Annotated in this window: 24 protein-coding genes; 8 read left to right on the forward strand and 16 right to left on the reverse strand. The window is 49.9% G+C overall.

The annotated features are described in order from the left end of the window. Nucleotides 1-27 precede the first annotated feature (27 nt). Entirely contained in the window at nt 28-936 is a 909-nt protein-coding gene (locus G5149_RS02345; protein ID WP_005346583.1) for a LysR family transcriptional regulator, read from the forward strand. An 84-nt stretch (nt 937-1,020) separates the two neighbouring features. Here the strand turns inward: G5149_RS02345 and emrD are convergent, their stop codons facing one another. The 3 genes from emrD to G5149_RS02360 form a co-directional block, all read right to left on the reverse strand. Beyond that, nucleotides 1,021-2,217 carry a multidrug efflux MFS transporter EmrD gene (gene emrD, locus G5149_RS02350; protein WP_005333920.1) on the reverse strand — a complete coding sequence of 399 codons (1,197 nt, stop codon included), beginning with the start codon at nt 2,215-2,217 and terminating at the stop codon, nt 1,021-1,023. A gap of 260 nt (nt 2,218-2,477) precedes the next feature. Next, nucleotides 2,478-3,140, reverse strand: a complete 663-nt coding sequence (locus tag G5149_RS02355; protein WP_005333923.1) for a glutathione S-transferase family protein — start codon at nt 3,138-3,140, stop codon at nt 2,478-2,480. Between the two features lie 148 nt (nt 3,141-3,288). Next, complete coding sequence (locus tag G5149_RS02360) at nt 3,289-3,744, reverse strand: hypothetical protein (protein ID WP_421211399.1); 456 nt, start codon at nt 3,742-3,744, stop codon at nt 3,289-3,291. A gap of 199 nt (nt 3,745-3,943) precedes the next feature. Here G5149_RS02360 and suhB point away from each other — a divergent pair, with 199 nt between their 5' ends. From suhB to pseC, 7 genes are all read left to right on the forward strand, one after another. Then, the gene (gene suhB / locus G5149_RS02365) at nt 3,944-4,747 is read left to right on the forward strand and encodes an inositol-1-monophosphatase (protein ID WP_033137241.1); all 804 of its coding nucleotides are present in this window, start codon (nt 3,944-3,946) and stop codon (nt 4,745-4,747) included. 323 nt (nt 4,748-5,070) lie between these two features. Next, nucleotides 5,071-6,003, forward strand: coding sequence for a ZIP family metal transporter (locus tag G5149_RS02370; RefSeq protein ID WP_335832032.1), 933 nt, complete (start codon nt 5,071-5,073; stop codon nt 6,001-6,003). Nucleotides 6,004-6,171: 168 nt separating this feature from the next. Beyond that, nucleotides 6,172-6,864 carry a 5'-methylthioadenosine/S-adenosylhomocysteine nucleosidase gene (mtnN, locus tag G5149_RS02375; protein ID WP_040067225.1) on the forward strand — a complete coding sequence of 231 codons (693 nt, stop codon included), beginning with the start codon at nt 6,172-6,174 and terminating at the stop codon, nt 6,862-6,864. Continuing rightward, nucleotides 6,861-7,823 (forward strand): cobalamin biosynthesis protein CobD/CbiB, encoded by a 963-nt coding sequence (locus tag G5149_RS02380; RefSeq protein ID WP_335832033.1) that lies wholly within the window; start codon nt 6,861-6,863, stop codon nt 7,821-7,823. Before mtnN ends, G5149_RS02380 begins: the two co-directional genes overlap by 4 nt. Continuing rightward, nucleotides 7,816-8,661 (forward strand): cobalamin-binding protein, encoded by an 846-nt coding sequence (locus G5149_RS02385; protein WP_421211402.1) that lies wholly within the window; start codon nt 7,816-7,818, stop codon nt 8,659-8,661. Before G5149_RS02380 ends, G5149_RS02385 begins: the two co-directional genes overlap by 8 nt. Nucleotides 8,662-8,817: 156 nt before the next feature. Then, nucleotides 8,818-9,822 (forward strand): UDP-N-acetylglucosamine 4,6-dehydratase (inverting), encoded by a 1,005-nt coding sequence (pseB, locus tag G5149_RS02390; RefSeq protein ID WP_005346596.1) that lies wholly within the window; start codon nt 8,818-8,820, stop codon nt 9,820-9,822. Beyond that, entirely contained in the window at nt 9,819-10,955 is a 1,137-nt protein-coding gene (gene pseC / locus G5149_RS02395) for a UDP-4-amino-4,6-dideoxy-N-acetyl-beta-L-altrosamine transaminase (RefSeq protein ID WP_335832035.1), read from the forward strand. Before pseB ends, pseC begins: the two co-directional genes overlap by 4 nt. Nucleotides 10,956-10,981: 26 nt before the next feature. On the opposite strand, the gene G5149_RS02400 is transcribed toward pseC, so the two are convergent. Genes G5149_RS02400 through G5149_RS02460 form a run of 13 tightly spaced genes read right to left on the reverse strand, consistent with a single transcriptional unit; the run spans nt 10,982 to nt 22,568 of the window. Continuing rightward, a complete protein-coding gene (locus tag G5149_RS02400) occupies nt 10,982-12,256 on the reverse strand; it encodes a radical SAM protein (protein ID WP_337073743.1) in 1,275 nt (424 codons plus the stop codon). 41 nt (nt 12,257-12,297) lie between these two features. Continuing rightward, complete coding sequence (locus tag G5149_RS02405; RefSeq protein ID WP_144715584.1) at nt 12,298-13,077, reverse strand: cephalosporin hydroxylase family protein; 780 nt, start codon at nt 13,075-13,077, stop codon at nt 12,298-12,300. Beyond that, nucleotides 13,067-13,795: a WbqC family protein gene (locus G5149_RS02410; RefSeq protein WP_266133846.1), complete on the reverse strand. Its 729-nt coding sequence runs from the start codon at nt 13,793-13,795 to the stop codon at nt 13,067-13,069. The genes G5149_RS02405 and G5149_RS02410 overlap by 11 nt, the downstream gene beginning before the upstream one ends. Continuing rightward, nucleotides 13,795-14,481 (reverse strand): formyltransferase family protein, encoded by a 687-nt coding sequence (locus tag G5149_RS02415; RefSeq protein ID WP_216978537.1) that lies wholly within the window; start codon nt 14,479-14,481, stop codon nt 13,795-13,797. The genes G5149_RS02410 and G5149_RS02415 overlap by 1 nt, the downstream gene beginning before the upstream one ends. Then, nucleotides 14,478-15,170 carry a class I SAM-dependent methyltransferase gene (locus tag G5149_RS02420; protein ID WP_421211406.1) on the reverse strand — a complete coding sequence of 231 codons (693 nt, stop codon included), beginning with the start codon at nt 15,168-15,170 and terminating at the stop codon, nt 14,478-14,480. The genes G5149_RS02415 and G5149_RS02420 overlap by 4 nt, the downstream gene beginning before the upstream one ends. A 4-nt stretch (nt 15,171-15,174) precedes the next feature. Then, complete coding sequence (locus tag G5149_RS02425; protein ID WP_421211408.1) at nt 15,175-16,287, reverse strand: DegT/DnrJ/EryC1/StrS family aminotransferase; 1,113 nt, start codon at nt 16,285-16,287, stop codon at nt 15,175-15,177. Next, on the reverse strand, nt 16,284-17,591 hold the full coding sequence (locus tag G5149_RS02430) for a methyltransferase domain-containing protein (RefSeq protein WP_421211410.1): 1,308 nt from the start codon (nt 17,589-17,591) through the stop codon (nt 16,284-16,286). The genes G5149_RS02425 and G5149_RS02430 overlap by 4 nt, the downstream gene beginning before the upstream one ends. Continuing rightward, entirely contained in the window at nt 17,504-18,064 is a 561-nt protein-coding gene (locus tag G5149_RS02435; protein ID WP_005346616.1) for a dTDP-4-dehydrorhamnose 3,5-epimerase family protein, read from the reverse strand. Before G5149_RS02435 ends, G5149_RS02430 begins: the two co-directional genes overlap by 88 nt. Further along, complete coding sequence (gene rfbG, locus G5149_RS02440; protein WP_319890029.1) at nt 18,061-19,164, reverse strand: CDP-glucose 4,6-dehydratase; 1,104 nt, start codon at nt 19,162-19,164, stop codon at nt 18,061-18,063. Before rfbG ends, G5149_RS02435 begins: the two co-directional genes overlap by 4 nt. After that, on the reverse strand, nt 19,125-19,898 hold the full coding sequence (gene rfbF, locus G5149_RS02445; RefSeq protein WP_421211413.1) for a glucose-1-phosphate cytidylyltransferase: 774 nt from the start codon (nt 19,896-19,898) through the stop codon (nt 19,125-19,127). The genes rfbG and rfbF overlap by 40 nt, the downstream gene beginning before the upstream one ends. A gap of 5 nt (nt 19,899-19,903) precedes the next feature. After that, entirely contained in the window at nt 19,904-20,740 is an 837-nt protein-coding gene (locus G5149_RS02450; RefSeq protein ID WP_236348971.1) for a glycosyltransferase family 2 protein, read from the reverse strand. 57 nt (nt 20,741-20,797) lie between these two features. Continuing rightward, complete coding sequence (locus G5149_RS02455) at nt 20,798-21,433, reverse strand: class I SAM-dependent methyltransferase (protein ID WP_337073745.1); 636 nt, start codon at nt 21,431-21,433, stop codon at nt 20,798-20,800. Further along, nucleotides 21,399-22,568: a glycosyltransferase gene (locus G5149_RS02460; protein ID WP_005346631.1), complete on the reverse strand. Its 1,170-nt coding sequence runs from the start codon at nt 22,566-22,568 to the stop codon at nt 21,399-21,401. The genes G5149_RS02455 and G5149_RS02460 overlap by 35 nt, the downstream gene beginning before the upstream one ends. Nucleotides 22,569-22,629 lie beyond the last annotated feature (61 nt).

Here is a 22,629-nt window from a genome sequence, read left to right on the forward strand (position 1 = left end):
TTCAGCGGCCCGTTTCACTACAACCAGATGAATATCAAGCAACTTCACTACTTTCACGAGCTGGCCAAACACCGGCATTTTGCCAAAGCGGCCAAAGCCTGCCACATCACCCAACCCACCCTCTCGGCCAGCATTACCGCGCTGGAAAAGAGTGTCGGCACCGATCTGGTGGTACGCACCAGCCAGTTTGTCGCCCTGACCGAGGCTGGCGAGTTGGTACGCCAGTATGCCGAACGGATGCTGCTGGAACAGGAGGCGCTCAAGCAGGAGCTGGCGCTGTTCCAGGGCGAACTCTCCGGCACCCTGCGTATCGGCATAGTGCCCCAGTCCAATCTCGACATCATGCCGTTTATCGCCCGCTGCAAGCAGCGCTATCCCGACATCATCATTCGCCTGTCGGTGCTCAGCAACGAAGCGCTGCTATCACAGCTGGAGCTGCATCAGTGCGATATCGGACTGGGATTTGATGAACCCGCCGGCGGAGCTGGCCGGCGCGCCTTTCATGTCTACCCGCAAGGTGCCAACCAGATGGCGGTGCTGATGAACCGTGACGAAGCGGATCTGTACCCCCACAGCGGCGACATTGCGCTTGCTGAACTGCAGCAACAGCCGTTGGTGCTGCCCAGCCGCACCATGCAATTTCGCCAATATCTGGATCGCGCCGCCGAGCAGGTGGGGACCTCGCTCAACGTGGTACTGGAGACCGACTCGCTGTTCCATCTGGTCAGCGCCGTACGCCATCGGCTGGGCTGGGCCATCGTCAGCGCCGGCCTCGCCCGCTCTGCCAGCAAACTCTCGGATCTCGTTTGCCTGCCACTCGCTCCGCTGGAGAATATCGGCCATACCGCCTTTTTGACCCGCCAGCAGAGCATCACCCCCGCCATGCGCGCCTTTCTTGAACTGGTGGCAGAAGGTGAACCGGCAAACGCGCCTTGACGCAGGCCGAGCAGTAGACCGCATTAGGTTCTGGCAAAGAAAAAGCCCGCCAGAAGGCGGGCTTTCAGAGAGCAAGCGCGGGCATCAGATCGCCATCTGCTCGTGCGGCGAGCCGTGGTGGCGCAGCCAGACAAAACTCAGCGCCACGATCAGCACCATCAGGGTCATGATGGCCCCCAGAGTCACCTGACCGGTCATCGGGAAACCGGCCGCCAGCAGGGTCACCACTCCGGCTCCCAGATTCTGCATCCCGCCGAGAATGGCACCCGCGGTGCCGGCCTGACCCGGGAAGGGCTCGATGGCACAGGAAGTGGCGGTCGGGTAGAGAATACCGCTACCGATGAAGTAGACAGCCGCACCACCGACCAGCGAGGCGGCACTCACCACCCCGAACAGCCCCGGTACCAGAATGATGAGGGAGCCGAGCGCCAGAAAGGCGATGCCAAGACGCATCAGTTTGCCCTGAGTCAAACGGAAGCTCAGCTTGGCAGAGAGCCAGGCACCGAACAGATAGCCGGGCAGCGGCAGCACGAACAGCACACTCACGGTACGGGCGCTCAGTTTCAGCACATCGCCCAGCAGCACACCGGCTGCTGCCTCGAATACCGCCAATCCGGCAAAGGTCGCCATCAGGCAGAGCAGGTTGCCCTGAAACTTGGGGTTACCCAACACATGGCGATAGGCAGCACCGACACGCAGCGGCTGACGAGCTGCGGCAGGCAGGGTTTCACCAAACCAGGCCATGATCGCCAGAGTGGCTACGGCACCAAAACCGAACAGGAACCAGTAACCGGCGCGCCAGTTGAACAGCTCGGTCAGCCAGCCACCCAGCACAGGCGCCAGCAGCGGGGAGAAGATCACCCCCATGCTCACCAGACTATTGGCGCGGTTGAGCTCGGCGCCATTGTAGCGATCGCGCATCACGGTCCGGCTCATGGCGCCACCGGCACCGGTACCCAGCCCCTGAATAAAGCTGCCCACCAGCAGGGCGGCAAAATGGGGGATGACCTGAATGATCAGCGTGCCTACCAGAAACACCATCATGCCGACGATCAGCACCGGACGACGACCGATGCGATCCGACAACGGCCCGTAGACAAACTGGGAGAGGCCATAGGGGATCAGGTAACAGGCCATCACCGCCTGCAGCTGACCCGAGGCCACATTGAAGTCCCCCGCCATCATGGGAATGGAGGGAACATAAAGGGTCTGGGTCATCTGGCCCACAGCGACCATCAGAATGGTCAGTAAAAACAACGGATAAAAACTGTGCCGATCCATATCAGTCCCAAAAAATCGAAAAAATGCTGCCGCCCTCTGGCACAAAATGGCCCAGAGGAATCTGATCACAGAGGCTGTGATGCAATCAAAACAGTGTTGGAAACAGTAGGCGGGGAGCCCGCCAGACCACCGCACAGGACGCTTGGTGGTATGGGGGCATCATAGTGATTCAGCTCACAAAAAACGAACGAATCTTTATAATCGGCTTGCCTTAGTTTTTCTAATATTACGGGGCGACACGCCCCGTCTGTGGTTCAAAATCAACGTGTTACCATCTGTTGCGCCTGTTTGATCAGCTCATCCGGCTGCTCTTTGCGCGGCGGTATGGTGATCCCCTTCTGGCAGGCAGGCTTCTCGGCCATCCGATCCATCCAGGCTTGCAGATGGGGTAACCCCTCGATGGAGATGCCGCTCCAGTCATAAATCCGCACCCAGGGCCAGGTGGCGATATCGGCAATGCTGTACTCGTCCGCCAGATATTCGTGATGAGCCAGATGGCTATCGAGCACCTCGAACAGGCGGCGCCCCTCCTTCTGGTAGCGTTCGATGGCGGCGGGGATCTTCTCGGGGAAATAGCGATAGAAGACGTTGGCCTGCCCCATCATGGGCCCTACCCCGCCCATCTGGAACATCAACCACTGAATGGCCTGAGAGCGGCGTTTGGGATCGGCCGGCAACAATTTGCCCGCCTTCTCAGCCAGATAGATAAGGATAGCGCCCGACTCGAATACGGCGAAATCGTCGTTATCCCGATCGACGATGGCCGGAATGCGGCCGTTGGGGTTGATGGCGAGAAACTCGGGCTTCTTCTGATCCAGTGCCGACAAATCGAGGGGAATGACCCGATAGGGTAATCCCAGCTCTTCCAGTGCAATGGCCACCTTGAAGCCATTGGGGGTTGCGGCGGTATAAAAGTCGATCATCCTTCACTCCTTGCTGATGTAGTCACACTCAAGAGTGAGCATCCTGATGCCCACTCTTTCACCAAACATGGTTTTACCATAAAGAGTGCGGCGCGCTATCTGTCAGTGATGACAGATAGCGCGCCGCTTGCATAACTTGCCGGGGCAATCAGTTCAAGACGACGGCCGACTTGCGCTGACGCAGCAGGATAAGACGAGAGAGCAGCGGGAAGTAGGATTCCAGCTTGCGCAGCAGCACCCGGCTACATGAGGGGTCAGCCAGCTCTGACTCATCCAGCATGATGCCGTTGGAGACAAAGTAGAAACGGGGGTCGCGCACATCGGGGCCGCAGATGGTGAGCTCCTTGTCCCCCTTGCGGATCAACAGCGGCAGTACCGGCAATCCGATGGCATCGTCTTCGCCACGGATAAACCCGGCATCCTGCCAGGGGGTATCACCATCGATCAGCAGGATCGCCGCCTCGGCCTTGGCCGGTTGCCACTCGGTCAGTGGCGTCACGCTGATGTGGGCAAAGTGGTCACCATACTCGGGTGATGACCGCAAAATGGCCAGCAGACCTTCACTGGCGCCAGACACGTTTTGACTCACTAATGACAAATTCATGGCTCATATCCCTATGCTCATGACAGCCTGTATCCGGCTGCCGGGATAAGACTAGCGCAGATCTGGTCTATATTGGAGCCGTCAGATCTGGCAGTCACAATCAATTGGTCGTAGGGTGATAACAGTTGCCATCGCACAAAATACTGGTACTATACCGCGTCCTTTTGTCCCCCGTTCTTTAACATCCAGTGGTGAACCTATGCATCCGATGCTGAATATCGCCGTGCGCGCTGCGCGCAACGCCGGTCAAGTTGTAGTAAAAGCCTTCTCCCAGCCCGAGAATATTGAGGCTATCCAAAAAGGCAGCAATGACTTCGTGACCAACGTTGACCGTGAAGCTGAAGCGGCCATCATTCACACCATCAAAAAATCTTACCCGGAGCACAGCATTGTTGCTGAAGAGTCTGGTGAGATTGCCGGTACCAATCCGGACTACCAATGGATCATTGACCCGCTGGATGGCACGACCAACCTTGTCAAAGGCATTCCGCACTTTGCCGTATCCATCGCCCTGCGTGTGAAAGGCAAAACAGAACAAGCCGTTGTTTACGATCCGATCCGTGACGAACTGTTTACTGCTACCCGTGGTAGCGGCGCCCAGCTGAACGGCTACCGTATCCGTGTCGGCAAAGCCAAAGAGCTGGCTGGCACCGTACTGGCCACCGGTTTCCCCTACAAGCAGAAGCACCACATCGAGCCGTACCTGAAGATGTTCCAGAGCATGTTCATCGAGTGTGCTGACATCCGTCGCTCCGGCTCTGCTGCACTGGATCTGGCCTACGTGGCTGCCGGTCGCGTCGACGGTTTCTGGGAAATTGGCCTGAAACCCTGGGACACCGCTGCTGGTGAACTGCTGGCCAAAGAAGCTGGCGCCATCGTCACCGACTTCGTCGGTGGTCATAACTACGAAAACTCAGGCAATATCGTGGTTGCCAACCCGCGTGTGTTGAAAGAGATGCTCGGCAAAATCCGTGAAGAGCTGCCGGAGTCCCTGGCCAAATAAGCCAGCTCCCCAGCATTCACCAAGACAAAAAAACCGGCGCAAGCCGGTTTTTTTGTCTCTGTTATCCGAACACCAAGGCAGACATCTACAGCTGATTTAAAAGAGTTAGCGATGCATCCCCACTTGCCACTCAACATCCACCTCAGTCATTTGCAGACCCCCTCTTGCCCCCGCCTTTGGCTTCCGATAAGAGTTCCCATGTGGTTGCTTGGATAAACTATTTCCAGATTTTCAGATAGTGGCAATCGCCTTGCAGGCATGGACAAGGGGCGGCCAAGTGGATGTAATGCCATTATCCGCTTTGCTCACCTTGAGGCCATGCCATGGACCATCTCTCTGCCCTTCCCCCGTTATCCTGGTCGCAGCAACTGCGCAGCCAGATGCAAAGCCGGCCACTCACTGCTCTCGGTCTCTTTATCGCGCTGGCTGCCGTCTTGTTGCTGCTGTTGCAGAGTCTCATCATGCTCGCTACCGGCGAGGTGACCAGCGGCGTGCGCTACGGCCTGATCGGTGGTGCCGCCGGGTTTGCCGCCACCGCCATCGGCGCCCTGCCCGCCCTGTTTCTGCGCTCGGTACCGCAAAAGGTTGAGGACACCATGCTGGGCTTTGCCGCCGGTATGATGCTGGCGGCCAGTGCCTTCTCCCTGCTGCTGCCGGGGCTGGAGGCCGCCGAGGGGATTACCGGCAACGGCTTTAGCGCCGCCGCCGTGGTGGTGGTAGGCATGACCCTCGGGGTGCTGTTGATGCTGGGACTGGATCAGTTCACCCCGCACGAGCATGACAAAACCGGCCCCTGCGGCCCCGGCCACGAGCAGTGCTCCCGGGTCTGGCTGTTCGTCTTTGCCATCGCCCTGCACAACCTGCCGGAGGGGATGGCCATCGGGGTGAGCTTCTCGCAGGGGGATATGTCGGTGGGGCTGCCGCTTACCACTGCCATCGCACTGCAGGATATTCCGGAGGGATTGGCGGTGGCGCTGGCCATGTGCGCTGCCGGTTTTCGCCCCTCGGTGGCGGTGCTGGTTGCCATCGCCAGCGGCCTGCTCGAACCGGTTGGCGCCCTGCTCGGGGTCGGGCTCTCCAGCGGCCTTGCCATCGCCTATCCCATCGGACTGGGGCTCGCCGCCGGCGCCATGCTGTTTGTGGTCTCGCACGAGGTGATCCCTGAGACCCACCGCAACGGTCACCAGACCTATGCCACCCTCGGCCTGATGGCAGGCTTTGCCCTGATGATGACCCTCGATACCGCGCTCGGCTAAAGGCCTTCTCCCTGCCTCATCAATGCTTTTTGTCACCTGCGGCGCTCCCATATGGAGCGCCGCGTTTCATCTCTCCTTTCGCTTGCGCCTCTCGGCGCCGACGACATCTTTTGTTATGATCTACAGCAACTTAAATTCAGCCACACGGCTATCAAGACGAGGTCAGCAATGAAAGTAGGTATTATCGGCGCCATGGAGCAAGAAGTAGCCCTGCTGCGCAGCCAGATGAGCAACCCCACTACCCTGCAACTGGGCGGCTGCGAGTTCTATCAAGGGATGCTGGCAGGCAAAGAGGTGATCCTGACCCGCTCCGGTATCGGTAAGGTTGCCGCCAGCGTGGCCACCAGCCTGCTGCTGGAAAAATTTGCCCCCGACTGCGTCATCAATACCGGCTCTGCGGGCGGCTTTGCCCAGGATCTGCACATCGGTGATGTGGTGATCGCCAGCGAGATGCGTTTCCACGATGTGGACGTGACCGCCTTTGGTTACGAGATGGGCCAGATGGCGCAACAACCCGCCGCCTTCCCCTGCGACGAGAAGCTCATCGCGGTCGCTCAGGATTGTATCGCCGAGCAGGGCAAGCACCAGACCAAGGTCGGCCTTATCTGCACCGGCGATCAGTTCATGTGCAAACCGGACGCCATCGCCAAGGCTCGCGCCGACTTCCCGCAGATGCTGGCGGTCGAGATGGAAGGTGCCGCCATCGGTCAGGTGTGCCACATGTTCAAAGTGCCCTATCTGGTAGTACGCGCCATGTCCGATATCGCCGGCAAGGAACAGGTTGAATCCTTCGATGCCTTCATCGAAGTGGCCGGCAAGCACTCCGCCGAAGTGATCATCAAGATGCTCGGCAAGCTGTGATCGAAACTGGCTCGCTTGATTTGATGGCCGACGCCCTCCTCTCGACGACGGCGGTCATTCTGGTGGGGGCAGCCCTGCTGGAGACGGTGATCCCGTGGCCATCCCATCTGCGTCTTTCGGCCGTCACGCCCCTGCTGACCCGGCTGGGGCACAAGGTACACAGACCCGATGGTTCACCCGGCCAGCAAATGCAGGCCGGCCTGCTGGCAATGCTGGTAGTCTGGCTCCCCTGCGCAGCCGGGCTCTGGTCGCTGCGCAATCTGGCCCTGAGCGAACCGATCTTCGATCTGCTGTTCCTGCTGCTGATGCTCGAATCCCGCCCGCTGCGCGAACTCGCCCATGCCACCCGCTCGCTCGCCACCCAGGAGACCCTGCCGCTGGCGAGATTGCAGTCCACCCCCTGGCTCAAACGGGAGACCGGCAAACTCTCGGCCATGGGTCTCGCCAAAGCGGTGACGGAGAGCTGCGCCCTGCGTCTGGTCGGCCAATGGGCTGGCCCGCTGCTGGGATTTGCCCTGGCTGGCGTACAGGGCGCCCTGCTCTGGCGGCTGGTACAGCTGATGAATCAGAGCTGGAGTCGCAAAGACCCCGCCTTCGACCACTTTGGTCGCGCCGCCAGTGCCCTCTATCAGGGGCTCAATGCCTCCGTCATTTTGCTGCTGGGGCTGCCACTGCTGGCAAGCCGTCTCAAACATGCAGCACAGCTGCTGCGCAGTGGCGCGCTCTGGCCCTATCCCGCCATGGGGATGCTGCTCACTCTGCTGGTAGACAAGTGCCGGATCCGCCTTGGTGGCCCTCGCTACTATCAGGGAACCTTGCAACGCTGGCCAGTACTTGGCAGCAGTGGTGACCCCGGTGGAGAGTCACCACGCAAGGTCCTCAATATTCTGCAAGCAATAGGCTGGGGCTGGTTGATGCTGGCGCTGCTTGTCACTGTTGCGGGGTTATTTCATGGTTAGATGGTTGCGCTTGCCGATCTGGCTGCCCTGCGTGCTGCTTGCCTGGTTGCCCGGTGCCCTGCTGGCCGCCACGCCGACTCGGGTGGTGAGCGTTGTTCCTCACCTGACCGAATTGCTCTACGAGATTGGCGCCGGCGACAAACTGGTGGCCATCGACGATGCTTCAGACTATCCCCCCGAGGTCAAAACCAAGCCAAAGGTGGCGAATTATCGCAGCATCAACGTCGAGGCAGTGCTGGCGCAAAAGCCGGATCTCATTCTCGGTTGGCGCTCGGCTCAATCACGGATGCTGGCCCCGTTGGAGCAGCTGGGTATCCCGGTTTTCTACTCGGAGCCCACCGATTTTGCCTCGCTGGCCACCGAGATGCGGGCGCTGGGCAAATTGCTGGGGGTGGAAAAGAGCGCCAACGAAGCCGCCGATCGCTATCTGGCACGCCTGCATTCCCTACAACAGCGCTATGGCCAACCAACCGGCGTCAAAGTGTTCTACCAGCTCTGGTACCCGCCGCTCACCAGCGTGAGCGGTAACGCCTGGCCTGCGCAGGCCATCGAACTCTGCGGCGGGATCAACATCATGGCGAATGCCAAGACCCCCTATCCTCAAGTTGACATGGAACAGGTGATCAGGGCCAACCCCTCTCTGCTCCTGGCCGGGAGTCAAGATCCTGACGCCCTGCGTCACTGGCGAAAGTGGCCAAATCTCGACGCGGTGCAGCATCAGCGACTCGATTTGATCAACTCGGATGAGCTGCACCGCTTCACCCCGAGAGCCCTCAAGGGGGTTGAAGAGGTTTGCCAGGCTATTCAGCTAAGCACACAGAGCTCCAGCACATCTTGATAAAGCTCTACTGATGCGAGCCAATCCGAGGTGGTCTGGGTGCGCCCAAATCTTTAAAACTGTTTTTGTGAATGGATCACACTCTTTGCCAAAAAAGCTGGTACTTTATTTGCTAGCATATGATTCATCTACTGTTTTTATGACGAGATGCCCACAATGTTCAACGATAAAACGCTACTGATCACAGGTGGCACCGGCTCGTTTGGCCAACGATTGGTCAAGACAGTACTGGAACGTTATAAGCCGAAACGGCTCATCATCTATTCTCGTGACGAACTGAAACAGTTCGAGATGCAGCAGGAGTTTAACGACCCCTGCATGCGCTATTTTATCGGTGATGTCCGAGACGCCAACCGGCTCACCATGGCAATGCGTGGCGTCGATTACGTGGTTCATGCAGCAGCACTGAAACAGGTTCCAGCCGCTGAATACAACCCCATGGAGTGTATTAAAACCAATATCCATGGTGCTGAGAACGTCATCCAGGCCGCTTTGCTCAATCAAGTCAAAAAAGTTATTGCCCTCTCCACTGACAAAGCTGCCAATCCAATCAATCTCTACGGTGCCACCAAACTGGCATCAGACAAGCTCTTCGTGGCAGCAAACAATATCGCGGGGCAGGATCCCACCCGTTTTGCAGTGGTTCGTTACGGTAACGTGGTGGGTTCTCGCGGCTCTGTCGTCCCCTTCTTCCAGAAGCTGATTGACCAGGGTGCAGATGCGTTGCCCATCACCCATGAGGAGATGACGCGTTTCTGGATCACCTTGCAGCAAGGGGTGGATTTCGTGCTGGACAATTTTGGCCGCATGAAAGGAGGAGAGATTTTTGTTCCAAAATTGCCATCGGTCCGTATTACCGAGCTCGCCAGCGCCATGGCCCCTCACCTGCCACACAAGATCATCGGTATTCGTCCGGGAGAGAAGCTCCATGAAGTGATGTGTCCTGCCGATGACTCTTATCACACCTTCGAGTTTGATGACTTCTTCGTGATTGGCCCAACCATCAACTTCAATAATCGCAACAACGATTTCTCCAAAACAGCGGCGGGCGAAAAAGGAAAAATGGTAGAACAGGGCTTCGAATATAACTCTCGCAGCAACCCTCACTTTTTTACCATTGAACAGCTTTTGAAAATGAACCAAAAGGGGAGTGCTGAATGATCCCTTATGGCCGCCAATCCATCAGCCAAGCAGATATCGATGCTGTTGTGGATGTTCTCAAGTCCGACTTCCTGACCCAGGGGCCCGTTGTCCCCCGCTTTGAGCAAGCAGTAGCTGATTACTGTGGCGCTAAATTCGGGGTTGCGGTCAATTCAGGTACAGCAGCACTGCATATCGCCTGTCTGGCACTTGGCGTTGGCCCCGGCGACTGGGTCTGGACATCCCCCATCAGCTTTGTTGCATCCGCCAACTGTGCTCTCTACTGCGGTGCACAAGTCGACTTCGTCGATATTGAGCCAGATACCGGCAACATGTGCGCCTTGGAGCTGGAAAAGAAACTAATTGTTGCTAAAGCGGCGGGTAAGTTGCCCAAAGTCGTTATCCCGGTGCACTTTGCCGGCCTCCCCTGCGACATGCAGGAGATCCGCCGCCTGGGACAAGAGTATGGCTTTCGGATCATCGAAGATGCCTGCCACGCCTTGGGAGCTCGCTATCACGATGAACCAACCGGTAATGGTCGCTACAGCGATATAACCGTTTTCAGCTTCCACCCGGTGAAGATCATCACCACCGGTGAAGGGGGGATGGCCATGACCAACGACCCTGTGCTCGCCAAGACGATGCGCATGCTCCGCAGCCACGGCATCACCCGCGAACCGGAAGACTTCATCAATGAACCGGATGGCCCCTGGTACTACGAGCAGCAGATGCTCGGCTTCAACTACCGCATGACCGACATTCAGGCTGCACTGGGGGTGAGCCAGATGGTACGCTTGGAGGAATTTCTGACCAAGCGCCGCACTATTGCCGCACGTTATCAGGCCAAACTGCCTAGCCTGGGGCTTGAGATCCTAGCCAACCGAGAGGGGCGTCTCTCGGCATGGCATCTGTTTGTAATAAAGATACCCGCAGATGATCGAAAGGTTTTTTTTGAACAACTGCGTTCTGCAGGACTCGGAGTTAATGTGCACTACATGCCAATCTATTCTCAACCATTTCACCATATGGTAATCAAAAAACACCCAACATCCGAAATATTTTATCAACAAAGTATATCAATCCCTATCTATCCCGATTTGACCAAGCAACAGGAGAAGGTCATATACCATTTGAAAAATATCAAATCCAAATAAGTCGAATACCATCAAAAATATGAAAACTATATGTTGATTTCGAATTTTATAATAGGGTTAGTTATTTTAAATTCACGACGAAGCATATGATATATCTCATCGATTGACTTGGATGACAACGAAGCTATTAATACTTTTTGACTTGGATTATTTTTTAGCACATCAATATTTTCAACTTTATGACCTCTAAAAAATATATTTTTTTCTACAGACTGCCCATGAATTACACCATTCACATTAAACAATTTATTGTTCAAAAATGAGCCAAATAAGGCATCGGCAGTTTCACCCGTGCCATACACATATATATCCCCCCCCATCTGTTTTTCGTTGCTATCGTAATCAACAACGCTGAACAACTCGCCATACAGCCTGAGGAAATCAATAATCCCAATCGAATTATGGCCTATATAATCAATAGCAAGGGATGTACATTCATCACAAATGGTCATCTCTCTCTTTCGTTCTTGGATGTCGTTGAAATCCATCTTAAATAAATCACCAACGAGTCCCCTATCGCCACATGTTTTTTCCATCCCGCAACACATAAGTACATTGCAGCTTTCATCGATCGAAAGTCGTTCGAATTGTGGGCAAATATAATCGGTAGGTCTTTGTCGCTGCATCTTCCCCAGATGTTCTGTGAAAACTTCCGTCGAAATCACCTCAATTTGGTTAGGTTTCATAGCCTTTGTCAGAAAGTGGCGAAACATGTTGTAACCATTTAAATATGCAAGTGACGGAACGAAATTTATGCAAACTTCCTTTGCAAAATTTGCTGCCAAGCTTATTTCATGCAGATTAAACTTGTATATATGATAAGCAAGATTTATGGGGCCTGTATAGCGACTAGAACGAAGAGATAAAACCATATCAGAGATATTATTTTTGATCCTGTCAAATTTGAAACCATGAATCCTATCGTATGAGTCCTGACTAAAGCCAGGCATTGAAAAGGTTATATTTTTTAGACGAGATATCTGTTCCTCATTAAATGATATACATATAGATGCATTAGTACTGAGGCTATAAAATAGCTCATTGCGATTTAATATATCTATTATCATTTTTAGATCTTTGTGTAAGAATGGCTCCCCCCAGCTATATAGAATAACCTCACAGTCAGGAGCAATTATTTTTTTGCTCAGCATATGAGTGATGGCCCCAGAAAAGGTCTCAATATCGATAAACTTTCCCTGTTTACGATGTTCAGAGCCAGATATTGAATCTTTACCACTTACACAATATCGACAGTGTGCATTACAAACCCCAGAAATGTCGAAATAAATTCTTTTATACATATAGCTCCTGTATTTTATATCTGATGTTGTAGTGTCGCTGATTATTTGAGTCGCTTCAAAAATCCACTTGGAGCTACAGTTATAAGCAGCTTATGGGCAATATTCTCGTCGATACAAAAATCAGAGCAGTTTTTCATAAACTCGAAAACAGCTGTTTTAGGATTATTACCTTTCCCCCACGGTCGGTCTGGAAACAGACTATCTGGCATATCTTCAATGATGGTATCAAATACAACACAGTAACTACCGACGCTGACCAATGATGCATACGCGTTTAACTCGGCAAGAACATGGTCATGCGTATGGTTGCTATCTAGACAAACGAGTACTCTGTTATATTTCCGTGCAAGCTCTCTGACTTCAGAAATCACCTTTTCATCCGTACTTGATCCTTGAATCATGTGAATCCTTGATGACATTGGATGTTTTTCAATCGCTTCTCGATTATGACTCCGAATATCAATATCAATTCCAATGACTTTCCGTTCTGATCGTTTAGCATCAAATTTTTCATCACGTTCAATGGCTTCGCACAAATCTAGTTGTGCCAGCATCGAAGCACTAAATATAAGTGATCCACCATGAGCAATGCCGGTCTCAATAATAAGATCTGGACGTATTTCCCAAATCAACTCCTGCATTGCCCATGCGTCATTCGGAAACTGTATAGCAGGCCTTCCCATCCATCGAAAGTTATATGACCATTTATGGGGGGCTATCTCCCTAATCCAGATCCTTGATAAAGCTTGTAGATCCATATCTGACGCGAGAGAGCGAATATTTGTCTCAACTTCTTCTTTGAATAGATCATTATGATTCATCAGCAAACTCCTGCCAAGGTATAGTTCCAGAATGGATAAATTTTTTCCCATGAGCCCCACAATTTGCAATCAGATCAAGAGCTGACACGTAAGGAGTAAAGTTTCCGAATAATTGGGGGTATGCTGCTTTCTGATAGTTCATATATTCAACAGAAATACCAGATGTTAAAAATTGCTCATGGTTTAAGTAATTTTTAGCACCGTGCCCAGTGACATATATATTTCCACCAAGTCTTTTAACAATTCCAAGTAATCTGTCAGTGCTATTGCCGGACACATTTAATTGGCTAGATTCATAAAAAATAGTGGATGGAACGAGTTCAAAGTACTCGGCCAATGCGACAGTCGAACGTCTTGATAGGTCATTTAATGTATTACAGGGTAAAGAGAAAACTCCATCTACAATATCCATAACATCTTGGCAATAGGGAGCAAATGAAAATGCCTCCTTGAGAAGGATTTTGTGTTGTCTTTGCCAATCTATTGAGTTGTCAATTTCTATTTCATTTATTTTTTCTTTCTGATGATGTTTTTTTAGAGGAACAGTCATCCAGACAATGCCTCTTGACGTTTTAATTTGTACACGGTTGAAAAAACCACGAGAAAACTGAACATCATCATAGTGTACAAAAATATCAGCTAGACGGATTTGCTCAAGCAATCCAACCCATGGGAAGTACATGGATTGTGATATGACAACTCGTTTGTTATCGACCATTACCGTATCCAATATATTTTCTCACTTTTCAAAAAGTCTTCGAAGGCATCTGCTAATTTTTTACTCCTGAGAGACTGGCTGTTCCATGAATGCGCGGGGTATGTGTTTAAGTTGTCTTTAGACTTGTATAAATAACTAACGCCATCCAGAAGTACTGACTCACACAAAACAAGAAATATATATAGCTTCTGCGCAAAAGAGAGCCGCTCTAATTGCTGTATATCATGCATATTGACTACAGAGCCAACCACTTGAGCCACGAGCTCGCCACCATCCGTACTTCCATCAACAAAGTGAGCTGTTGCGCCAACAAATCGGACCTTTTTTTCAAAGGCCCGCTGCAGAGAGTTAAATCCAGGAAACGCAGGCAACAAAGAAGGATGTATATTTATGCACGGTTTAAATGAATATATCGACGAGCTGATCAGCCTGGTAAAAAAAAGACAAACCCAGTCGACATTATTTTCAAAAAATAACCACTGGCTGGCTTTACATGAAAAGCCAACATTATCATTATCAATTATTCTAGTGTAAGAGACACCTAACTCGTCACAGGCTCTTTCTATCCCACATTCACGATCCGTAACCACATATGCAGATACTTCATAGCCACACGACTTTAGCAAGTTAATGCCTGTCGCGAATACAGAACCACCGCTTGAAGCAATAATACCAAGCCGCATCATACTGAACTTATCGCCGAATTATATTTCATATCACAATCCTTATCTTTATTATCCACATCCCGATATAAATAAACAGTGTATTCGAATAAAGGATAAGAATGATCAATTCTAACTTTCGATGATAACTCACTCATACACCAGGCGAGCAATTCCGCCGGGTTTCGGTAATACAAATTATCAACTTGAAAGTTAACATGGGTTGTCATGACATTGAAGGCAATCCCAACACGACACAAGCTAAACATTTTTTTTATTAGTTCATGAGCATAGCGATCCATTAGTTTATGACTGACATTCAGTTTTTGCGTCAAAATACCATTGCAAACGACATAATCATATTGCCCAGAACACGAATCATTCAATATATCAATACACCTCCATTCATCGTTAGGATGGAGGCTCTTTGCTGAATTAATCATGGGCAAACTGATATCGATTCCAGTGTATTTTACGGGCATTTTTTTTTGTCTGATCAACTCAAGCAAACTTCCATATCCGCAGCCGACATCCAAGATTGAGCTGGCGGTTGAAACACTAGTCACATCTATGACATTCAGCATTTTCTCAAGGCGCAATAAATGACCTGTTTTATTATCACCCCAATCAACCCCTTTGGAGTTTCGGCCATGCTTAATGAATGTATTTGAATAGTGTTCACATAACAACTGACTAATTTTTTGATTATTCATCTCTCTAATTACTCTTCAGCACGGAACGAATGATTTTGATGATTTTCTCTAGAGATTCATCGCTCATATCATGATAGCTTGGAAGATTTAGCGCACTTTTAGATATAAATTTCGCGAGAGCATTACAGTTATTTTGCATGAACATGGGCAGAGATGACAATGGATGAAAAAATACTCGCGCATCTATATTTTCAGTGCTGAATTTAAATTTCAGCTGTTCAACTGCCTCCGAACCTGATTTTTCAATCAGAATAGTTGGCATCCAGGCACCGTTAATCGTACCGATCGGTTCTGGATTCATTCTGACTCCATCGACACACAATAATTCACGCCGATAGCAATCTAAAATATATCTCTTCCGCGAAACTAACTCTTCGATTCGTTCCATCTGGCCACAGCCAATCGCAGCCTGAATGTTCGACATCTTGTATTTATAACCCACAACGTCAGGCCAGAACTGACGAGTCTGTCCACGAGCCCGGCCGTGGTTGCTGAGCGTTAACACACGTTCATAGAGGTCAGCATCGTTGGTAACAAACATGCCACCCTCCCCTGTAGTCAGGGTTTTGGTTCCATGGAATGAGAAAGCACCAAAACAGCCCATGGAGCCAGCTCGCCGTCCGTGATACACAGAGCCAATCGCCTCAGCGGCATCTTCAATCACCGGAATGCCATATCTCTCACCAATAGCCAGCAACTGATCCATATGGCAGAGATTACCATACAGATGTACTGCTAGGATGGCCTTGGTGCGCGGCGTAATTGCCGCCTCAACCAATTCAGGATCAAGGCACCAAGAGTGCGGCAAGATATCGACAAAAACAGGCGTCGCCCCCAGATGGACGACGGGTGCAACACTGGCAATCCAGTTGCTATCCGCCAATATCACTTCATCGCCAGCTCCTATTCCTAACGCAGCCATCCCCATATGCAAGGCGCCGGTACAACTTGACGTGGCAATCGCATATTTCACTCCCAAATAGTTACGAAAAAGCAGTTCAAAGCGGTCAATATATTCGTAACAGCGCTCACCCCAGCCGTTAGTCGCCGCATCGGTGGCGTAGCCAATTTCTAGCTCGGTGATAGATGGTTTGGTATATAAGATACGCTCACTCATAGGAACTCCAGATGAGGAACCGCAACAACGAAACGAGTTCCTGCTGCCCTCAGGGGTGCCAATTGACAACTAATTTCATCAGCCAAATTCCAAGGTAAAATCAGGACAAAATCTGGTGGATTAGCCATCAGTACTTCCGGCGAGAAGATTGGAATATGGCTGCCAGGCATAAATCGCCCCTGTTTCGAGCCTGCAGCATCGCAAACATAGGGCAGCAGATCGGGACGAATACCGGCATAGTTCAACAATGTATTGCCTTTAGCAGCAGCACCATAAGCAGCCACCGTCTTCCCCGCTTGATGCTGTGTTAATAAGAAAGAAAGTAGTGAATTTTTTACTCTGTCCACCTGCGCTTGAAATTCCAGATAGAGATTCAACTGATGTAATCCAGCTACAGCCTCCTGATACAAACAATCAGCGACAGCCAGAGTATCCGGTCGTTGTTCATCGGCATGACAGGCAAATACCCGTAAACTTCCACCATGGGTCGCTAATGACTCGACATGAAACACTCTCAGGCCCACCGAAGCCAACATCCGCTGCACAGTCTGCAGCGACAGATACGAAAAATGCTCGTGATAAACCGTATCAAACTGAACCTGCAGCAGTAATTGCAGCAGATGAGGAAACTCCAGCGTCAGCGTTCCACCAGGATTAAGCAGATACTTCAAGCCACGACAAAAATCATTGATATCCGGCACATGAGCTAGAACATTATTACCGATCAGTAGATCCGCCCCTTGTCCTTTTCCTCTCATTTGTTGAGCTAACTCGGAACCAAAAAACTCCCGGATAATCGGAATATCCAGCGATTCAGCCGCAGCGGCAGTACCAGCGGTAGGTTCCACTCCTAGGCAAGGAATCTCTGCGGCGACAAAGTTCTTCAGCAAATACCCATCGTTGGCTGCAATCTCAACCACATGACTCTTGGACGTAAGAGACAATTCGTCAATCATACGCGCACAATAACGGGCTGCATGAGCTAACCAGCTGGTCGATGTACTTGAAAAATATGCATAATCTGCACAAAAAAGCTGATCTGCCGAAGCAAAATCCTCCGTTTGTACCAGCCAACACCGGTCACACACGCACAAGCGTAATGGGTAGGTTACTTCTGGTCGGGAGAGATCGCTGGCAGACAGATAGGCATTCGATGGCGGAGCAAAGCCCAGATCGAGAAAACGATGGACCAGCAGGGTACCGCAGTGTCGGCATCTCATCGAACTATCACTCCCTGAAAACTGTCGTTTAATGCAGAATGCTGGCGATCTCGTGCGGAGATTTCTGTTATCGGCATCGGCCATGAAATCTGAAGATACGGATCCAACGGATCGAGTCCTCCTTCTGCTGCTGCAACATAGGCTGCCGAATGACAATAAAGCATTTCGACATCATCACTCAGAGCCTGAAAACCGTGCGCAAATCCTTCTGGAATCAGCAAAGAACGGTGGTTATCACCCGAAAGCTCCTCCGCATGCCACATCAGAAAAGTCGGTGAACCAGCCCGAATGTCGACAATTACGTCCCAAACCCGACCTCGAGTACAAGTCACCAACTTTTTCTCGGCATGCGGTGGATATTGGAAGTGAAGACCACGGACAGTGCCGCAACGGGACGTACATGTCAGATTGACCTGTGCCACGTATGTCCCCCACCCCAGCACAAACAACTCTTCGACACAGAAGAGTCTGCTCAAAGCACCGCGTGAGTCACCATGCACTTCACGCTGCAACAATCTGGCACCAAGCGGCTCTGACAATAGGGTAAAACGATTCATGGCTGAGCCTCGTAGGCTTTAATTTGTTGCTCACACAAGTCTCGGGCCCTCCCCCCCTGATACCAGTCGCGATACCAAGACATGGTCTTCTCAACGGCCTGTGGCAATGACCACCGAGGTGAAATGTTCAGAGTATGTCGCGCCTTGGCTGTCTCCAGCGCCAGCCAACTGGTCTCATGAGGGCCTGGTTCACCCACCAAACGCCAAGCCTTATGACTGAGCCCATAACTTAAAGCCGCCAAATCCACCACCTGCGCCACACTCGCAGCATCCCGACTATCTGGACCAAAGTTATAAGCCCCCGCCAACCGAGGCTCTTGATACAGACGTTGTGCCAACACCATATAGGCAGCAACAGGCTCCAAGACATGCTGCCACGGCCGAACAGCCTCAGGGCGCCGAATGGATAAAGTCTGACCGCCTTGCCAGGCCCGTATTGCGTCAGGAATCAAACGATCGACGGACCAGTCCCCTCCACCGATAACATTGCCTGCTCGCGCGGTTGCAATCGCAACGCCTCGTGCTGCCAGAAAAGCATCACGATAACTGGTAATAACCAGTTCGCTGGCCGCCTTACTCGCACTATAGGGATCATGTCCTCCCAATAGGTCGGTTTCGCGATACGGCCAGATGGACTCCTGGTTGTAATAGACTTTATCCGTGGTCACCATGACAACGCTCTTAACCGAATCCAACGTACGGAGCGCTTCTAATAGATAAACAGACCCCATCAAATTGGTTTCAAATGTCCGCGCAGGCTCACGATACCCCTCGCGCACTAATGACTGCGCCGCCAGATGGAATACCACTTCAGGTTGCGATTCCTGAACCAGTGGCACGAAATGTTCCGGTGCACAGACATCACAAATATGGTGTCGACATATCTTCGCAACCTCTGCAGCCTCGAACAGATTTGGCGTTGAATGGGGCAGCAAGCTAATTCCCGTCACATCCGCCCCGAGGCGATGCAACCATATAGTCAGCCAACTCCCCTTAAACCCTGTATGCCCGGTAACGAGCACTCTCTTTCCTGACCAAAAGGATGCATCGAGACCTCGTCTCATTCCCAAACCCTCCAGGGAGCCTTGTGACTGGCCCATAGCTCCTCCAGTTGATTTTTCTCGCGCAACGTATCCATCGGCTGCCAAAAACCTTGATGCTCAAATGACATCAACTGCGACATATCGGCCAACTCAACCAAAGGTTCTCCTTCCCAGCTACAGTGGTCGCTATCCAACAACTTGAACACGTCAGGAGAAAGCACAAAAAAACCGCCATTAATCAGGCCCCCATCACCGCGCGGTTTTTCAGAAAAACCTGTCACCAAATTTCCGTCTCGAGTCAAAGCCCCATAACGACCTGGCGGTGAAACAGCGGTAACAGTCGCCAGCTTGCCGTGGCTATGGTGAAACTCTATCAGTTTTCCAATATCAACATTGCTGAGACCATCACCATAGGTAAAGCAAAAAGCCGATTCACCTTTCACATACTCTTCGACACGCCGCAATCGTCCACCTGTAAGCGTATCTTCACCGGTGTCGACTAATGTCACTCGCCAAGGTTCTACATGGTTATGATGGACCTCCATTCGATTATTCGGCATATCAAACGTGACATCAGACATATGTAAAAAATAATTTGCGAAGTATTCTTTTATCACATAGCCTTTATAACCAAGACATATTACAAAATCATTAACACCATAGTGAGAATATATTTTCATAATATGCCAAAGGATCGGTTTACCACCAATTTCAATCATGGGTTTAGGTCGAAGATGAGACTCTTCGCTGATCCGGGTGCCTAAACCACCCGCTAGAATAATTGCTTTCATTATTTTCACCGATCATCGTTAATCATCAGGCTATGTATACCTCGGTATTGCTGCAAGGCATGGATGATTTCATATTCTAGATATTGCTTTATTCGCGGGTCTCCATCATATAAATTAGCTAATGAATCTAACTGGTAAATGATGAAATCATAATTACTCAAATATATATCTTTTTGACCAGTAACTCGCTCATCCGAGGTTTCCGACGTTGCAGAAAAAAAGCGGGCATAATATTTATACCCTTCAACAAATTTAATATTTCCATACCAAAGCAAGTGACAAATCATTACGAAATCCGCACCAAGCTTCATTCTGAAATCAAAGTTTTGCAACAGTTCTCGTCTAAATAAAGCCTGACACATAGCACACAGAGTTATGTTTTTTGTCGCTTGAAGAAAACGAGCAATTCGTCTTTTTGAAAACGTATGGATAGCCTTTTCCATTCGACCATAATCGATGCCATCTAGGATCTTATGTGGTATACCAAATGCCATTGACAGTGATTCATCATGATCGAGGGTTTCTTTCATCGCAGACAGGTAACCATCCGAAATATAGTCATGCCCCCCAAGCCACATAAAATATTGTGAGTCAGAAATATCATATAACTGTTTGAAGTTTTCAAATGCACCTACATTTTTCTCTTGCCTAGTCAGGATAAATCGTTTATCGCGAGCACAGATATCATTGATAATGTTCCATGTATTGTCGGTTGAACAATTATCAGACACGTGAAAGCAAACATTGTCTTCATCTTGCCTAATTAAAGAAAGTAGAGTCTGCTCTATATATTTTTCTTCGTTGAAAACAGGAACACCAACATAGCATTTGAATTTTGGCATCTTTCAACCACCATTTAACTTTAATAAGATTTAAATCTGTGCAAATGGAAAACAAACTCATCTACGTTGGTAGATGTAAAAGTCCGAGAACGAACCAGTTAAATGGTCTCCTGTATATGGATATATATTATTTATTTTATTAGTCTGCAACCAATTCGGGAAATGCCTGGAAATATATTTTTCAATGTTTCGATGCTTAATATGCTTCGGGGATGACTCGTTATCATCCGTATTGCTAGAATATATAACAACATATTTATCTGCTACACTAAAAAGCTGTTTCATGTAATTAAAGAACACAACATCCTCAACTAAATGAAATATTACATCAAGCGATATAGCCAAATCTGCCCGATGTTCTTTCAGCTCATCAGAGATTAAAAAACTTTTTCTTACATCATTTATGAATTTTTGCTTACAGATGTTTATAGCTGACGGACTGACGTCAACACCTATATAGAAATTATAATCTGCATACGACAATTGATTCCCATCGCCACACCCAAGTTCGATAACGCTATCAATATTGTTAACCTTTACGAATTCGTTCAATACTGCAGATTTGAACTCGGCAAATTTTTCATATGAACCAGCGCCAGAATTTCCACCAGTTGCATATCTTTTTTCCCAATATAGTTTTGAATTAAACTCCTCCATATCACCCCCGATTAAACTCACTAACAACGTCATCATAAAATGACTCTAGAATTTCGGTCTGCCTGACGATGTCAAAGTTATTCTTTACAAAAGCATACCCTTTTTTCCCCATGGCATGGGCTAGCTCATCATCCATCAGAAGCCGATATAAATATTCTGCTAACGATTTATCATCTCTTTCATCAAACGCATATCCGGTCTCCCCATGAATCAGTCCCTCCCCCTTCCCCCCTCTGGATGATGTGATGACAGGCACCCCTAAACTCTGAGCCTCCAACAAAACCAACCCGAATGCCTCCGATTCCCCATTACCGATAGTGATACTGGGCAAGCATAAAACCTTTGACTCTGATATTTCTCTCATCACATTAGCACTAGGTAGCACGCCTAAAAAAGAAACATTTAGATTGTATATTTTGGCAAATTCTTCCAATCCATTACGCAGAGGACCATCACCGATGATTCGCAGATGCACACCATCAATCCTTTTTTGCAAGATGCGCATGGCCCTTAACAAAAAAATACAGCCTTTATTTTCTGTCAGTCTACCAACAAATATAACTTCCTTGTTGTGCTGTTTGAACTTAAGATTAAATTTTTCAGCATACGAAACATCCACCCCTATCGGGATATGGGTCACTTTGGATGGAGATATACCAAACTCTATGGCTCTCTGATGGATAGCCTTTGAGACGGCAATAAACCTTACTTTGGGGTCTGTGGACATTTTCACCAGTTCTTCGGGATAAGTAATCATGCTCCGACCACCGAGCCCATTCTGCCACCAATCATGATTTCTATTAATATCATAACCATGTAGTGTTACAACCAATGGAACATCCATTTCCTTAGCTAATGGATAAACGCGCAGTGCATCGACAGCAAAATGCGCATGAATTAGCTTATAACCGGCATTCTTAAATGAATTAGCCTTTGACAACAGGGACGAACGAACAAATTCATTTACAGCCCGGTTCATTGATAAATTTTTATAATGCTCCTCGTTTTTCAGCAACGTATCAACCTCCAGCCCCTGAAGCGACAAGCCGTTATCTAATCTGACCTCTCCCAAGATGGCTGCATGCCAACGTTTCAAATGACAAACCTGAGCCAAGACAAATGTTTCAGAATATGGCAGAAGATGAGTTCTAAAAACCAGAAGCTTGTTCATTATCAATTAACCACCATAATTAAAATTCCGCCGCAATGGCTTAATCATGCAAGGGCATAAA

It is taken from the genome of Aeromonas sp. 600479, assembly GCF_049175515.1.
In the GTDB taxonomy this organism is placed as follows: domain Bacteria; phylum Pseudomonadota; class Gammaproteobacteria; order Enterobacterales; family Aeromonadaceae; genus Aeromonas; species Aeromonas veronii_A.

Coding starts and splice junctions, on each gene's coding strand:
- G5149_RS02345 (WP_005346583.1), top strand. CDS start 28: ATGAATATCAAGCAACTTCACTACTTTCACGAGCTGGCCAAACACCGG.
- emrD (WP_005333920.1), bottom strand. CDS start 2,217: ATGGATCGGCACAGTTTTTATCCGTTGTTTTTACTGACCATTCTGATG.
- G5149_RS02355 (WP_005333923.1), bottom strand. CDS start 3,140: ATGATCGACTTTTATACCGCCGCAACCCCCAATGGCTTCAAGGTGGCC.
- G5149_RS02360 (WP_421211399.1), bottom strand. CDS start 3,744: ATGAATTTGTCATTAGTGAGTCAAAACGTGTCTGGCGCCAGTGAAGGT.
- suhB (WP_033137241.1), top strand. CDS start 3,944: ATGCATCCGATGCTGAATATCGCCGTGCGCGCTGCGCGCAACGCCGGT.
- G5149_RS02370 (WP_335832032.1), top strand. CDS start 5,071: ATGGACCATCTCTCTGCCCTTCCCCCGTTATCCTGGTCGCAGCAACTG.
- mtnN (WP_040067225.1), top strand. CDS start 6,172: ATGAAAGTAGGTATTATCGGCGCCATGGAGCAAGAAGTAGCCCTGCTG.
- G5149_RS02385 (WP_421211402.1), top strand. CDS start 7,816: ATGGTTAGATGGTTGCGCTTGCCGATCTGGCTGCCCTGCGTGCTGCTT.
- pseB (WP_005346596.1), top strand. CDS start 8,818: ATGTTCAACGATAAAACGCTACTGATCACAGGTGGCACCGGCTCGTTT.
- pseC (WP_335832035.1), top strand. CDS start 9,819: ATGATCCCTTATGGCCGCCAATCCATCAGCCAAGCAGATATCGATGCT.
- G5149_RS02400 (WP_337073743.1), bottom strand. CDS start 12,256: ATGTATAAAAGAATTTATTTCGACATTTCTGGGGTTTGTAATGCACAC.
- G5149_RS02405 (WP_144715584.1), bottom strand. CDS start 13,077: ATGAATCATAATGATCTATTCAAAGAAGAAGTTGAGACAAATATTCGC.
- G5149_RS02410 (WP_266133846.1), bottom strand. CDS start 13,795: ATGGTCGATAACAAACGAGTTGTCATATCACAATCCATGTACTTCCCA.
- G5149_RS02415 (WP_216978537.1), bottom strand. CDS start 14,481: ATGATGCGGCTTGGTATTATTGCTTCAAGCGGTGGTTCTGTATTCGCG.
- G5149_RS02420 (WP_421211406.1), bottom strand. CDS start 15,170: ATGAATAATCAAAAAATTAGTCAGTTGTTATGTGAACACTATTCAAAT.
- G5149_RS02425 (WP_421211408.1), bottom strand. CDS start 16,287: ATGAGTGAGCGTATCTTATATACCAAACCATCTATCACCGAGCTAGAA.
- G5149_RS02430 (WP_421211410.1), bottom strand. CDS start 17,591: ATGGCCGATGCCGATAACAGAAATCTCCGCACGAGATCGCCAGCATTC.
- G5149_RS02435 (WP_005346616.1), bottom strand. CDS start 18,064: ATGAATCGTTTTACCCTATTGTCAGAGCCGCTTGGTGCCAGATTGTTG.
- rfbG (WP_319890029.1), bottom strand. CDS start 19,164: ATGGGCCAGTCACAAGGCTCCCTGGAGGGTTTGGGAATGAGACGAGGT.
- rfbF (WP_421211413.1), bottom strand. CDS start 19,898: ATGAAAGCAATTATTCTAGCGGGTGGTTTAGGCACCCGGATCAGCGAA.
- G5149_RS02450 (WP_236348971.1), bottom strand. CDS start 20,740: ATGCCAAAATTCAAATGCTATGTTGGTGTTCCTGTTTTCAACGAAGAA.
- G5149_RS02455 (WP_337073745.1), bottom strand. CDS start 21,433: ATGATGACGTTGTTAGTGAGTTTAATCGGGGGTGATATGGAGGAGTTT.
- G5149_RS02460 (WP_005346631.1), bottom strand. CDS start 22,568: ATGAACAAGCTTCTGGTTTTTAGAACTCATCTTCTGCCATATTCTGAA.